Here is a 13,235-nt window from a genome sequence, read left to right as displayed (position 1 = left end):
TTTCGTCATACGTTCGTAATATTAAGCGCCTTGCGCAAAATAAACGGACAGACAATCAAGAAAGCATATTCCGGGCTAAATATTGACCCGGTAAAAAACAGCGACACCGGTGTAAACAGATAAAGCTGCACGCGAAAGTTCTGGTTATCACCAAACGCGTTAATCATCATTTTGAATACTTTAAACAGATACCACAGCGTCAACAGTACGGCGAACCATGAAAAATAAATAATTAACAGATACAGACCATTGTCTATGGTTTTACCGACATCCGCACCGTTAAAGATTCCGAATGATGCAACATATTCGTAAAGTGAGCCGAATCTTACTACACCATCAATATGGGTTAAGGAATAACCCACCATCACCAGCGGACCGATGATGCGATAATAGGACGATGACCCTTCCGTTCCCAAATCTCCCAGACGTTCTGAGATGTACGGGAAAGCAAATATCACGCCAACCAAAAATACCGTCAGAGAGATAATCGCCAGCGGCAGTTTTTTCTTAATCGCATCTTTGTTCAGGTACTGGAACGCCCACTCCAGCAGGTAAAACAGGATAAATGTCATTACCCCTGAGAACGACCCGGACAGAACAATTCCTGCAAGAATCATAGCATCGGTCTTAGGCGTTTTGATACCAAACTGTTTGATGCTGAGCCAAATTGAGATTAACGCCAGAGCGAAAAACGCCGGTTCAAAATAGAGCGCCGTGGTACGCTTCCCGCCAAACTTAATGAAGTTCAGTACATAGCTGTTGCTGTATATGAGATATTTCGAAATTATCTCCATCAGGCTACTGCCACCGGTCAAAATAATTTGCGCCATCTCCAGTGCGGCAAGCATAACAATTAACGCAACGGCAATATAAAAGAACCTGAGGATTTTCCGATAATTGTGCGGAGATATCGTTTTAAAACGAATACTCCAGACCATTCCGATAATAATAACAATATAAACAAACAGCATGGTTGAGGTGACGTATTTACTCGCATCCAGCGACTGGCCAAAGATGTAGTTAAACAGCGTCAGACCCGTGCCGAGCCCCAGGGCAATCATCAGCTTCTTCAGGTTGATTTTATCGACATACAGCAGAAGCAGAACGGGCAAGAAGGTCACGATGGTTATCGGGAAGCTTTCGCCAAGCTGGGCAATTTTGACGTTGACCAGCAGGTAGATAAGCGGCAGCAGCAGATAACTACAGATTCTGATAGAACGAGACATACTCCTCCAGCATCTGTTGTCCGCTGTAGGCCTTGCGGCTGCGGTTGCGGAACGATTCCAGGTCAGTGCCAAAAACGGCCTCGGCGATCTGCGCCTTCGGCAGCTGCACCAGCGGCAGAACCTCCTGCCCGGCAAAGGTTTTCCCGCCGGATTTTTCCAGCACTTCGCGTGCCGCATCGCTGTGGGTGGCTATCACCGGCACGCCGATGGAGAGCGCTTCGCAGAGGATCAGCGGGTAGTTATCCACGCGGGAGCTGAACACCAGCGCGTCCATGCCGTTCAGGGCGCTCATCAGCTTGCGCTTGTCGGTTTCAAACCCGTGGTTCACCACATTGGTCCCTTCGAATGGCGAAAACTTGCCGAAGGTGTGAAGCTCAATCTTGTCACCCAGCGCCATCATGTCGCGCACCAGCTGCTGGTTGGTTTTACCGTCGTAGCGCAGGTCATGCGCAACGATGGCGATTTTCGGTTTGCCCGCGGTTTCCGCCACTGGCGTCAGTTCGGCCAGAATGGCTTCCGTCGCCACGTCGATACCGTTGTTGATAATCTGGCAGCCCCCTGCCCCATACAGGCTGTTGAAAGCATCGGCCACGTGCTGGCTCGGGGAGATAAACGTGCAGCCAAGCGAGAGCATGTCGCGGAACAGCTGACGCTTTCCGGCCACCAGCTGATGCGCCCGATCCACCTTCACCGGCGGGTAGTTGCTTAACGTCGGGCATTTCTGGCAGTTATCTTTCCAGCCTTCGCAGCCGTCGGTAAAGGCGCAGCGTCCGGTCACGCTCCAGTGGTCATGCAGCGTCCAGACGAAGCGGGTGTCGGGCTTGTGGGCCTGCACCTTCTGACAAAACGCCACCACCTCTTCCAGGTTCAGCCAGTAGCTATGCAGAACGTGGAAATGCAGCACAACCGGGCCGGTCGTGCGGGTCACGGTGCGATAAAGACTGTTCAGGTTGCCAAACAGATCGCGGTTAAACAGGCGGAACAGCGCAATATTGGCAATTGAGGTCAGACGCGGCGTGTGTTTGTGCACCTGCGGGTAGTTATCGTGGCTGACGCTTTTCTTGCCGCCTTTGCCGTAGCCGTAAATAAAACGAGACTGAAGTCCTTTTTGCAGCGCGCGCTGGTGCAGATCCAGCGCTACGCCTGCCGCTCCGCCTTCTGCGAGGCGTACGTTAAATTGCAGAATGTTCATTTAATCACCTTCACGCGGGCTTTCTCTCCCACCACCAGCGCGTTATCGGGAACGCTGTCCAGCACCACACTGCCTGCCCCAATCGTGACGTTGTTACCGATCGTGATGTCACCGATGATCACCACGTTGGCACCCAGCTCGACGTTATTGCCTATTACCGGGCAGGCCAGGCTGTCAGGCCCGCGGTTGCCAATGGTGACCGCGTGGCGGATGGTGAAATCATCACCCGCGACCACGAACTTGTTGATGACCACCGCATAGCCGTGATGAATGGTAAAGCGGCGGCCAATGGTGGCCGCAGCCTGAATCTCATAACCAAAAAAGCATTCGGTGATGATGCGGTACAGCACCAGCACCGGTGCCGCCCAGATATTGTTCAGTACGTTTTTCTTGCGCCACACCGAGCAAAAGTGCGCGATGCGGTACGCCAGAACCATGCAGCACGGGCGCAGGCTCCAGCTGTTTGCGCGGCAATCTTCCAGAAACATTATTTCCCCCGAAGCCCGTCAGCCAGACGTTTGCCGTTACGCACGGACAGCAACGTCAGCAGAGTGCGCCAGTTCATGCGCTTGTTGCGGATCTGATACAGGGTAAAGAGCTGATACTTCCGGCTGGCGCGGTCAAACTTGCCTTTGTGCTTACGGTAAAAATGGAAGTAGCCCGAGAACTTCTTCGGTGAGGAGGTGATCTGCATCTCCCCATGGTTGATGTGCAGGATCTGCGTGGCCTCTTCCACCTTCCACGGCTCGCCGTACTCCACCACCATCCGCAGGAAGATGTCGTAATCCTGCGCCGCCTTCAGTTCGGTATCGAACAGGCACTCCTTAAAGCGCCACGCCCAGGTAAAGACCTGATTGCCAATAATGTTGCGCTTGTAGAACAGGCGACGGGAGTACGGTGATTTCGGGTACAGCGGCAGGCTGGCAGGCTGCGAATACACCTCGCCCTGGCAGACATAGTCATTGGCATACAGGAACGCGTGCGTAACCAGCTGCTCTTTATGCGACAGGAAGACGGACAGGCGGTTCGGCGTCCATTCGTCATCGTCGTCGATGCCGGTCAGATACTGCCCTTTGGCCTGCATAATTGCCTGATTACGTACCGCACACGCCCCGGAGTTGATGGCGTTGTGCGTGTACATCACGCGCGGGTCATTGAGATCGGTGACAAATTTTTGCAGCTGTTCATACGAGGAAGAACAGTCATCCACGATGATCAGTTCCCAGTTATCGTAATCCTGACGTAAGACCGACTTAATCGCGCGGATCGCCAGTTGCTGACGGTTCCATGTCGGCATATAGATAGAAATCAAAGGGCGTTGTGTGGTCATATTTTCCTCCTACCCCTCACCCCGGCCCTCTCCCCACAGGGGAGAGGGTGAAAGGCCGCACCGAACAGTCCCCTCTCCCTTTTGGGGAGAGGGTTAGGGTGAGGGGTGTGGGGTGCATTTTGTTATTTACTGTCAGACTTATATTCGTACTCGTAATAGCCGTAATCCTGGTACCCGGTCGCACGACGGAAGATGGAGTTCAGGATCACCCCTTTCACCTCAATTCCGTTCTGCTCGAAGCGGCTCAGGCTGGTTTCTACTTCTTTAAGCGTGTTCACCGCATAGCGCGCCACCATCAGCGTGGTGCCAGCATGGCGGCCAACCACGGCAGCATCGGTGACGGCCAGAATCGGCGGCGTATCGATCAGCACCAGGTCATAGTGTTTGCTCGCCCACTCGATCAGCTGAGTGAAGCGCTCGCTCATCAGCAGTTCAGACGGGTTCGGCGGCACCTGACCACGCGGGATCAGGTCAAACTTCGGAATCGAGGTCGGCTTGGCGCTCTCGCTGATTTCCCCTTTACCCAGCAGGATTTCCGACAGGCCGTTCACGTTGTTGGTGCCCAGCAGTTCGTGGGTATAGCCCTTACGCATATCGCAGTCGATCAGCAGCACGCGCTTGTTGGTCTGGCTCACTACCGCCGCCAGGTTGGCGCAGACAAAGGTCTTACCGATTGACGGGCTGACGCCGGTTAACATCAAGACGTTGTTTTTGGCCTGCATCATGGCGAAGTGCAGGCTGGTGCGCAGGCTGCGGATCGCTTCAATCGCCAGGTCGGTTGGGTTACCCACGGCCAGCAGCTGGCTCTGTTTGTAACGCTTAACGCCCTTGATGGTTTTGACGCTGTCACGTGATTTTTGCCACTCAGACAGCGGAATGCTGGCATAGACGTTGATACCGCTCTCTTCCAGCACCTGCGGGCTTTCGATGCCGCGGTTGAACAGCGAACGCAGCAGCACGCCGACGATGGAGAGCATCAGGCCGAGAATAATGCTGCCGAGAATAATCAGCGCTTTCTTCGGCTTCAGCACGCCGGGCTGGGTAATCGCCGGGTCGACGATGCGCACGTCACCCACGGTGCTCGCTTCGGTGATTTTCAGCTCCTGCTGTTTGTTCAGCAGTTGCATGTAAACCTGCTGTCCGGACTCCACGTCGCGGGTCAGACGCACGATCTCCTGCTGCGTTTTCGGCATCGCGGTCACGCGGTCATTGAGCTTCGCCTTCTCCTCTTCCAGCGTGCGGCGTTTCTCCAGCAGCGTGCGGTAGGCCGGGTGGCGTTTGGTATAAAGCTTGGAAATCTCCGCCTCTTTGAAGGTCAGCTCGTTAAGCTGCGCATCAATGTTGACCATCGAATCGAGGACCGATTTGGCCTCCAGCGGCAGGTCAACGGAGTCTTTATCCTGACGGTAGGCGTTCAGCTTGTTCTCGGCATCATCCAGACGAGCGCGCACTTCCGGGAGCTGTTTGGCGAGGAACGCCAGGCTTTTCGCCGCTTCCGCCGACTTACGTTCGACGTTCTGCTCAAGGTAGTTGCGGGTGATGCTGTTCAGGATGTCGCGGATTTGATCCTTATCTTCACCGGTAAAGGTCATGCTCAGCACGCCGGTGTCCTTACCGTTTTCGGTGACGGTCAGGTTGTTCTGCAGATTATTGATCATCCCCAGCGTGGAGAATTTGGTCACGGTAAACTCACCGCCCTCCTGGGCGTGGATCGCGCTGACCATCATGCTGACGCCGTCTTTGGTCAGCATCTGCCCCACTTCACCGCGCGCGCTAAAGCCCGCATCGCTGGTCAGCTGATACTGTTTCGGACCAAGAACAGTCAGGGTAAAGGTTTGATCCCCCGCCCCTTTCGGCAGCACAAAGTCAGTAACCTTTACGGTGTCATTGCTGCGCCCCATCAGACGGTCCCAGCCCGCACCGAAGATCGGGAACGTATTTTTGGTAACGGAGATGTCGAGGCCGAGATCGTGAACCGTTTTACCCAGCACCAGACGCGACTGGATCAGCTGAATTTCAGCGTCGGAGGCCGGCGGCTTGTTCGCCAGCGCGGAGCCGATATCCTGCACCAGCGAGTTACCGGTGTTCTGCTCGATCTGCACCAGCGCGTCGGCGCTGTAGATAGGCGTGGCGAACAGCGTATACACGACGGCCGCCGCGGCGAACACGGCGGTAATGCCAACTACCCACCACTTTGCCTCGATAACTGTGCCGACCAGGCGACCAATATCAATTTCATCACTGCCCGAAGTCGGGGCGGCAGAAGGTCTTGTTTTTTCTGTCATTGTTATCCCTGCTGAGCTTTCAGTGCCTGCGCCCACTGTTGGGCAGACTGGTCAAGTAAGGTGTAAACCGCCTCAAAGGCCTCATGGCTTTTGCGATACGGATCGGGGATTTCGCGCTCATTGTCCCAGTGACCAAACAGCATCACCTTGCCGCGCATCTCCGGTGCGATATCGCACAGCGCATGAATATGACGTTTTTCCATGGCCAGAATCAGGTCATACTCCCGGCACATGCGGCCGGTGACCTGGCGGGCGATATGCCCGTCAAGAGAGAGGTTATGATCGCGGGCCACGCTCGTTGCGCGCTCATCGGCACTTTTACCCACCAGCGCGCCCAGCCCTGCGGACTCGACCGTTAACTCGGGCTGGTACTGTTTCAACAGCCGTTCAGCCGTGGGGGAACGGCAAATGTTCCCCACACATACCACCAGAATTTTGTTAAACATCGCGAATTACCAGGTATGAATGTCGCGCGCCGTATCCGTCATGTAGCGAACGCCACTGATGGTTGGCAGCAACTGGTTGATCAGACGGTTCCAGCGGGCAACCGGCGCGGTGGTGACATACACCACATCGTAAGGCTGGAGACGGAACTCCGTCGCCATCACCAGAGACGTCGCATCGGACATATCCAGCTGGTAGATGTTGGCAATCTTGCCTTTCGCACTGCCTTCACCCTTCAGCGGTCGGATAACGAAGATACCGGTCGCGTTGGAGGTGGTCAGATCGATACCTTCAGCATTGCCCAGCGCTTCGGTCAGCGTCATACCGCTGAAGTCCATTTTGAGGGTGCTCTGTTTCTTCACTTCACCCATCACGAAGACTTTCAGATCGTCGTTGCGCGGTACGTAGAGAATATCGCCCGGATAGAGCAGACGGTTCTGGGTCAGGTCGCCGTTTTGCATCAGCGCCTGCAGCGAGATGCGCTGCTCTTTACCGTTGTGGGTCAACACGACGTTGCGCCAGTCGGCACCGTCGGTTAAGCCGCCTGCAGCGTTGATGGCATCCAGAACGGTTAACGGCACGTTGGTAATGGCCTGCTGGCCGGATTTGTTCACCTGGCCGGAGATATAGGCTTTTTGCGAGCGGAATGCGGCGATATTAACGTCCACCTGCGGGTCGGCGATGTACTGCGCTAAGCGGCCGGTAATATCACTACGGATCTCGGCAAGCGTTTTCCCGGCAACATGGACTTTACCAATGTACGGATAGAACATGGTGCCATCTGACTGTACCCAGTTCCCGGTATCGCTTGAGCTACGGTACTGGCCCGCTGGCGTAGTCAGTTCAGGGTGGTCCCAGACGGTCACGTTAATCACGTCTCCCGGCCCCACGCGATACTGGTAGGAGGCAATTTCCTGGTCCAGAGACATATTCGGCTGGGCAACATTCGGACGTGGACGTAATTGTTCGACCAGACGTGGCGTAAGTGGATAAACATTCACCATTTTGTCGAGATCAAAATCGGCATCCTGTTGCTTGATCACATCCTTACCCATTGTTGACATATTGCTGCCGGGAAAGACCGTACAACCACTCATCAAGGTCACAGACACCAATAATGGCATCAATTTCATTTTGGATTTCATCATTGATTATTTATCACTTTGGCAGAGTAATTATCCTGTGCAATTTAAATAAGCTTGAGACGTATTGGGGTTTCAGCATGCAGTTAACCAAATAGAAATATAACTGGCATCAGTCCTAAAAAAAGCTTATTCATCCATTGGCTATTGACAGAATAATCGAGGCTGATTCACACGCTTTCAGGCACGCTACCGCCCTTGGCTTTCAGTTACCAATCCACTGACTAAACAATGTGTTATGGATAGACACCCTCTTGAACAAGGTCTTCTGGAAATATATCAGCCGTTTGCAACACCCAACGGATAATGAATAACCATCCCGAAGACCAAAACAATAATAGCAACAACAAGATTTAACATTTGATGCTGGGAGAATTGTTGCAGCTAACCTAATAGCAGGCAAGGAGACAACCGTCCTAATATCGGTTTTTAAGATTAATATTAAGAGCAAAGTTTTAACCTTTTAGGATTTTCTTTATATTGACAAAAGGTGAGTAAAAACCATTATCTGCGATATATCCTAAAGTGGCCGCTTTGTAATTAAATATACGTATTTCGCTTATTTACACCCTTTTGAGAATGCACTCTTTTTTACGCGCCTTATTAAGAGAAATCTCAGCCCGACATTGCATTTTCCCCCGGTTTTATCCATGATCGAAGTGTGACATTCGTCATATAACAGAAGGTATTGCTATTACTATGGAATGGATTGCCGATCCATCAATCTGGGCCGGGCTGGTTACGCTGGTGGTCATTGAGCTCGTGCTCGGGATTGATAATCTGGTCTTTATCGCCATCCTCGCTGAAAAACTGCCCCCTTCCCAGCGCGACCGTGCGCGCGTGACGGGCCTGCTGCTGGCGATGGTGATGCGGTTACTGCTGCTGGCCTCTATTTCGTGGATGGTCACACTGACTCAGCCTCTGTTCACCGTTCACGGACTCAGCTTCAGCGCCCGCGATCTGATCATGCTCTTCGGCGGGTTGTTCCTGCTGTTCAAAGCCACGGTGGAACTTAACGAGCGGCTCGAAGGTAAAGACAGCGAAAACCCGACCCAGCGCCGCGGGGCGAAATTCTGGCCGGTGGTGGCGCAAATTGTGGTTCTGGATGCGGTCTTCTCCCTTGATTCCGTCATCACCGCCGTCGGGATGGTGGACCACCTTGCGGTGATGATGGCAGCGGTGATTATCGCCATCACGCTGATGGTGATGGCAAGCAAGGCGCTGACCCGCTTTGTGAACAGTCACCCGACCATCGTGATCCTGTGCCTGAGCTTCCTGCTGATGATTGGCTTTAGCCTGGTTGCCGACGGTTTCGGCTTCCACATTCCGAAGGGCTATCTGTACGCTGCCATCGGCTTCTCCGTCATGATTGAAGCGCTGAACCAGCTGGCGATATTTAACCGCCGTCGGTTTCTCTCCGCCAATCAGACGCTGCGCCAGCGCACGGCCGACACCGTGATGCGCCTGCTGAGCGGCAGGAAAGAGGATGCCGAGCTGGACGCCGAATCCTCTGCCCTGCTGGCCGATCACAGCGACGGGCAGATCTTCAACCCGCAGGAGCGGCTGATGATCGAGCGCGTGCTCAACCTGAACCAGCGCACGGTCAGCAGCATCATGACCTCGCGGCATGACATTGAGCATATTGACCTCACGGCACCGGAAGAGCACATCCGCGCCCTGCTGGATAAAAACCAGCACACCCGCGTAGTGGTCACCGGCGGTGAAGAGGAAGAGGAGCTGCTGGGGGTGGTGCACGTGATTGACCTGCTCCAGCAGCAGCTGCACGGCGAGCCGCTCAACCTGCGCGCGCTGGTGCGGCAGCCGCTGGTCTTCCCGGAAGCGCTTCCGCTGCTCTCGGCGCTGGAGCAGTTCCGCAATGCGCGCACCCACTTTGCCTTCGTAGTGGATGAGTTTGGTTCGGTGGAAGGGCTGGTCACGCTCAGCGACGTGATGGAAACCATCGCCGGTAATTTGCCTAACGAAGTGGATGAGATTGATGCCCGCCACGACATCCAGAAAAACGCAGACGGTTCATGGACGGCCAATGGCCACATGCCGCTGGAAGACCTGGTCCAGTACGTGCCGCTGCCGCTGGATGAAAAGCGGGAGTACCATACCATCGCCGGTCTGCTGATGGAGTATTTGCAGCGCATCCCGCAGCCGGGAGAAGAGGTTCAGGTGGGCGACTACCTGCTTAAAACGCTGCAGATTGAAAACCATCGGGTGCAGAAGGTGCAGCTCATTCCACTGCGGGATGAGGAAGAGCTGGATTTTGAGGTGTAAAAAAGCCTGACTACGTAGGCCGGGTAAGGCGTAGCCGCCACCCGGCATCACGAACCTCAAAGCTTATCCAGCAGCTTCTTCATATCCTTCCCGTTCTGGGAATCTTTATTACGATCCGCCCAACTGTTAAGCCGACGTTTCGCCTCATCCTGCAAATGCTTACGCAGGATCTGATCAACCTGAAGGCTGTAATTCAGCGCCTGCCATTTGCCATATACGCTAAGCGGAACGGGCGTCTCTTTCAGGAAATCAATCAGCTTGCTTTCGCCCTGCCAGCCGGAAAGTACCCGGACGTTAAAGCGCGTGTCCGCCGTCTCTTTGACCAGATCCAGCGAGCCTTCTCCGGTTAACGACAGCATGGAGGAGGTTCCCTGCATCCCGGCCAGCGTCAGTACCCCGTTATCCAGGGTCAGGTCAGTGGTGAAACTGTCAAGGCGCGTGGCGCTGTCGTAGTTTTCCTGAGCTTTAACATCGCTGCTGCGCTCCACCGCCTGCTGCACCAGTTGCTGGAAGTTGAGCCCTTCCATACGCGAATCTTTCAGTTCAACATGCGCCTCGCCCTGCCACTCCCGGCGGAAGGCGTTGGCATCAATTTTGGTACCTGAGAAATCCCCCGCCAGCGTCAACTGCCCCGTCAGGGATATCGGATAGTTAAAGGCTTTCAGGATGCTGCCAATCTCAACGTTGTCGAGACGCGGCTGGAATTCAGCGCTGGCAACGTCCTTACGCACGTCCAGCGTTCCTGGCAGCGAAAGATGCCCTGCCCCCATTTTGCCGCTCAGTTCGGAGATCGCCAGCAACCCGTTATGGTTGAAAAGCGTGCTGCTCACGTCGGTAAAATCAATGCCGCGCCAGCGCACGCTGTTGGCTTTCAGCGCAATATCCGCCGTGAAGCCGCGCAAAACGTTATAGTCAGGCTGCTCAAGGTTGGACGAGATAACCGGACGCGACACCGTAGACTGGCTTTGCCCGGTCTGGGTCGCATCGCTGTCCGTTGCGCTGGTCGGCAGCGGCGGCAGGAGGTTTTCCAGGTTGAGCTTGTCAAACTGCAGGTTCAGAACCCACTTCGGTTTCTCTTCGAGAGTAACGCTCGCCTGCCCTTTCAGGCTGCTGTCGTTGGCCTGCAGATTGAGGTTATCCAGCGCCAGCTGTTTTTGTTCTTCGCGCCAGACGGCCTGCAGCGTTCCCTGCCCGGTTATCCCCTGGGCAGGGAGATCCGCCCCCGTCAGCTGCCAGTTCAACTGCTGGATGTCGGCCGTGAGCTGGTGCGGGTAGTCCGAGGCATTCACATTGGCATTCAAGGAGAGGGTCAGATCGCGCTGGTCGCGGTTCACCCGTCCGCTAAATTCCAGCGACGCAAGATGATGTTCATCCTGCTCCATCTGCAGGTTGATGTTGCGAACGGTGACCTGCTCTGCATCCTCATGCTGGAACACCAGCACGCTATCAGCAACTTTTAGTTTGCCAATATCAAATGACCAGCCCGTATCGGACGGTTCATCCGGTAAGGTATTCTCGCGCGGCGCGACAGGCGCATTCGCGTCGCGCACGGCTTCGGTCTGCGGGGTAAGCTGAATGACCGCGCCTTTCAGCATCACCTGATTAACCTGCAGCTGATGAGAGATAAGCGGGATCAGCGCCACATCGAGACGCATGTTGTCCGCAGAGACCAGCGGCTGAGCCGCACCCGGTGCGGTTAACGACATGCGGCCAGAGAGAATGCTGAGCTGCGGCCAGACGTGCCAGCGCAGCGGCCCGTCAAGCTTCAGTTGGTAACCACTGCGAGCCTCGACCTGCCGCACCATGTAAGCGCGGAAATCATTCGGGTTAACCAGCAGAACCAACGCCGAAAGGCCAGCAACCAGCACCACCAGCAAAATCATCAGCGTTGTCAGAACTCTTCTCATGGCATCCTCAATGGACTAACGATCAGTCTTTATCAATACGGCTGGCAACCGCACCCTGCTGGTCGCGGTATTTTGCGTCCTGGCGGCGGTTATATGGCCTGTCTGCCGGGCCGGTAAGTGGTTCAAAACTTAACGCACCGATCATCATTCCCGGACGCAGCGCCAGGGGCAGTTTACCGGCATTGAAAAACTCCAGCACGATACGGCCTGACCAGCCAGGATCGATACGGTGCGCGGTCACGTGAACCATCAGCCCCAGACGCGCCAGAGAAGAACGGCCATCAAGCCAGCCGACGAGGTCTGCAGGCAGGGTTACGGATTCATACGTCACCGCCAGCGCCAGTTCACCCGGATGCAAATAAAACGCTTCGCCTTCGTCAATGACGATTTCGTCACTCATCACGCGATCGAGCGCGGCGCTGACTTCATCCTTCGGCCCGCTGAGGTCGATGAACGGCGCGGTATGGCCGCTAAAGGTACGGAATTTATTCCCCAACCGTACATCAACGGTCACCCCATTGATACGCTCCACGGGAGGACGTGGGGTAATAGACAAGCGGCCTTCATCCAGCCAGGCTTCAATATCACGATCGCAAAGACGCATGGCACTTTCTCCTTTCATGCATCGTACCCTGAAGCGTTGAGCGCTCAGGGTAAAACCAGGTTATCTCTGAACGGTACACAATTCGCGCGGCTTATTCAAAAAACTGGCTGATTTTCGCTTTTAAGATATCAATAGCAATGCGGTTTTTACCCCCGCGCGGCACGATGATATCGGCGTATTGTTTGGAAGGTTCGATAAATTGCAGGAACATCGGGCGGACCGTTTTCTGGTACTGCGCCATGACCGAGTCCATCGAACGACCGCGCTCGTTAACGTCACGCTTGATGCGGCGCATCAGGCAGATATCCAGCGGGGTATCAACGAAAATGGAGAAGTTCATGGATTCACGCAGGCGGGCGTCGGTCAGAAGCAGGATGCCTTCGAGGATAATCACCTTCTTCGGCTCGATGCGGATCGTTTCCTGAGTGCGGGTGTGTTCTACATAACTATAAACGGGCAGTTCAATTGCCTGACCGCTCTTAAGCGCTTCTAAATGCTGGAACAGCAGGCTGTGATCCATTGCGTTCGGGTGGTCATAGTTGGTTTTTACACGCTCTTCCATCGACAGATGGGATTGATCTTTGTAATAACTGTCTTCGGGAATGACGCCGATATGCTCATCACCTACCTGTTCACGCAGTTCGCGATAAAGCGTACTGGCAATTAGACTTTTACCTGAAGCCGATGCGCCGGCGATGCCTATAATGACGCACTGATGAGACTTATCAGTCATAAATTTAGCGACCTGATTAACCTGGATGTGAAGGAAGGACGACGCCGGAGCGTCAAACGCGGCAATTATAGGGATTTCGCGGGCGTGAT

General features: G+C 54.6%; 11 protein-coding genes. 1 reads left to right on the top strand and 10 read right to left on the bottom strand.

The features are described from left to right. Nucleotides 1–5 precede the first annotated feature (5 nt). The 7 genes from wcaD to ACWKXT_RS09615 form a co-directional block, all read right to left on the bottom strand. Nucleotides 6–1,226, bottom strand: coding sequence for a colanic acid polymerase WcaD (wcaD, locus tag ACWKXT_RS09645; protein ID WP_014884505.1), 1,221 nt, complete (start codon nucleotides 1,224–1,226; stop codon nucleotides 6–8). Next, on the bottom strand, nucleotides 1,201–2,418 hold the full coding sequence (gene wcaC, locus ACWKXT_RS09640) for a colanic acid biosynthesis glycosyltransferase WcaC (RefSeq protein ID WP_454532315.1): 1,218 nt from the start codon (nucleotides 2,416–2,418) through the stop codon (nucleotides 1,201–1,203). Before wcaC ends, wcaD begins: the two co-directional genes overlap by 26 nt. Further along, nucleotides 2,415–2,906, bottom strand: a complete 492-nt coding sequence (gene wcaB / locus ACWKXT_RS09635) for a colanic acid biosynthesis acetyltransferase WcaB (RefSeq protein WP_454532314.1) — start codon at nucleotides 2,904–2,906, stop codon at nucleotides 2,415–2,417. Before wcaB ends, wcaC begins: the two co-directional genes overlap by 4 nt. After that, nucleotides 2,906–3,748, bottom strand: a complete 843-nt coding sequence (wcaA, locus tag ACWKXT_RS09630) for a colanic acid biosynthesis glycosyltransferase WcaA (protein WP_454528558.1) — start codon at nucleotides 3,746–3,748, stop codon at nucleotides 2,906–2,908. The genes wcaB and wcaA overlap by 1 nt, the downstream gene beginning before the upstream one ends. A 122-nt stretch (nucleotides 3,749–3,870) precedes the next feature. Then, the gene (wzc, locus tag ACWKXT_RS09625; RefSeq protein WP_454528557.1) at nucleotides 3,871–6,033 is read right to left on the bottom strand and encodes a tyrosine-protein kinase Wzc; all 2,163 of its coding nucleotides are present in this window, start codon (nucleotides 6,031–6,033) and stop codon (nucleotides 3,871–3,873) included. Between the two features lie 2 nt (nucleotides 6,034–6,035). Continuing rightward, the gene (wzb, locus tag ACWKXT_RS09620) at nucleotides 6,036–6,479 is read right to left on the bottom strand and encodes a low molecular weight protein-tyrosine-phosphatase Wzb (protein ID WP_061097666.1); all 444 of its coding nucleotides are present in this window, start codon (nucleotides 6,477–6,479) and stop codon (nucleotides 6,036–6,038) included. Between the two features lie 6 nt (nucleotides 6,480–6,485). Then, nucleotides 6,486–7,625 carry a polysaccharide export protein gene (locus ACWKXT_RS09615; RefSeq protein ID WP_014170829.1) on the bottom strand — a complete coding sequence of 380 codons (1,140 nt, stop codon included), beginning with the start codon at nucleotides 7,623–7,625 and terminating at the stop codon, nucleotides 6,486–6,488. A gap of 693 nt (nucleotides 7,626–8,318) precedes the next feature. On the opposite strand from ACWKXT_RS09615, the gene ACWKXT_RS09610 reads away from it, so the two are divergent. After that, on the top strand, nucleotides 8,319–9,902 hold the full coding sequence (locus tag ACWKXT_RS09610; RefSeq protein ID WP_454528556.1) for a TerC family protein: 1,584 nt from the start codon (nucleotides 8,319–8,321) through the stop codon (nucleotides 9,900–9,902). A gap of 56 nt (nucleotides 9,903–9,958) precedes the next feature. Here ACWKXT_RS09610 and asmA read toward each other — a convergent pair whose 3' ends face one another. The 3 genes from asmA to udk all read right to left on the bottom strand — a co-directional run bounded on the left by asmA (nucleotide 9,959) and on the right by udk (nucleotide 13,146). Further along, nucleotides 9,959–11,809, bottom strand: coding sequence for an outer membrane assembly protein AsmA (gene asmA, locus ACWKXT_RS09605; RefSeq protein WP_454532313.1), 1,851 nt, complete (start codon nucleotides 11,807–11,809; stop codon nucleotides 9,959–9,961). A gap of 22 nt (nucleotides 11,810–11,831) precedes the next feature. Next, complete coding sequence (dcd, locus tag ACWKXT_RS09600) at nucleotides 11,832–12,413, bottom strand: dCTP deaminase (protein ID WP_020883257.1); 582 nt, start codon at nucleotides 12,411–12,413, stop codon at nucleotides 11,832–11,834. Nucleotides 12,414–12,504: 91 nt separating this feature from the next. Beyond that, the gene (gene udk / locus ACWKXT_RS09595; RefSeq protein WP_008500855.1) at nucleotides 12,505–13,146 is read right to left on the bottom strand and encodes a uridine kinase; all 642 of its coding nucleotides are present in this window, start codon (nucleotides 13,144–13,146) and stop codon (nucleotides 12,505–12,507) included. Nucleotides 13,147–13,235: the final 89 nt, after the last annotated feature.

The sequence above is a fragment of the Enterobacter sp. UPMP701 genome (assembly GCF_053709515.1).
The sequence above is the reverse complement of the archived record's forward strand: the minus strand, read 5'-3'. Positions and strand labels throughout refer to the sequence as shown.

Excerpts from the sequence above, each read along its gene's own strand:
- wcaD (WP_014884505.1), bottom strand. The coding sequence starts at position 1,226 with ATGTCTCGTTCTATCAGAATCTGTAGTTATCTGCTGCTGCCGCTTATC.
- wcaC (WP_454532315.1), bottom strand. The coding sequence starts at position 2,418 with ATGAACATTCTGCAATTTAACGTACGCCTCGCAGAAGGCGGAGCGGCA.
- wcaB (WP_454532314.1), bottom strand. The coding sequence starts at position 2,906 with ATGTTTCTGGAAGATTGCCGCGCAAACAGCTGGAGCCTGCGCCCGTGC.
- wcaA (WP_454528558.1), bottom strand. The coding sequence starts at position 3,748 with ATGACCACACAACGCCCTTTGATTTCTATCTATATGCCGACATGGAAC.
- wzc (WP_454528557.1), bottom strand. The coding sequence starts at position 6,033 with ATGACAGAAAAAACAAGACCTTCTGCCGCCCCGACTTCGGGCAGTGAT.
- wzb (WP_061097666.1), bottom strand. The coding sequence starts at position 6,479 with ATGTTTAACAAAATTCTGGTGGTATGTGTGGGGAACATTTGCCGTTCC.
- ACWKXT_RS09615 (WP_014170829.1), bottom strand. The coding sequence starts at position 7,625 with ATGATGAAATCCAAAATGAAATTGATGCCATTATTGGTGTCTGTGACC.
- ACWKXT_RS09610 (WP_454528556.1), top strand. The coding sequence starts at position 8,319 with ATGGAATGGATTGCCGATCCATCAATCTGGGCCGGGCTGGTTACGCTG.
- asmA (WP_454532313.1), bottom strand. The coding sequence starts at position 11,809 with ATGAGAAGAGTTCTGACAACGCTGATGATTTTGCTGGTGGTGCTGGTT.
- dcd (WP_020883257.1), bottom strand. The coding sequence starts at position 12,413 with ATGCGTCTTTGCGATCGTGATATTGAAGCCTGGCTGGATGAAGGCCGC.
- udk (WP_008500855.1), bottom strand. The coding sequence starts at position 13,146 with ATGACTGATAAGTCTCATCAGTGCGTCATTATAGGCATCGCCGGCGCA.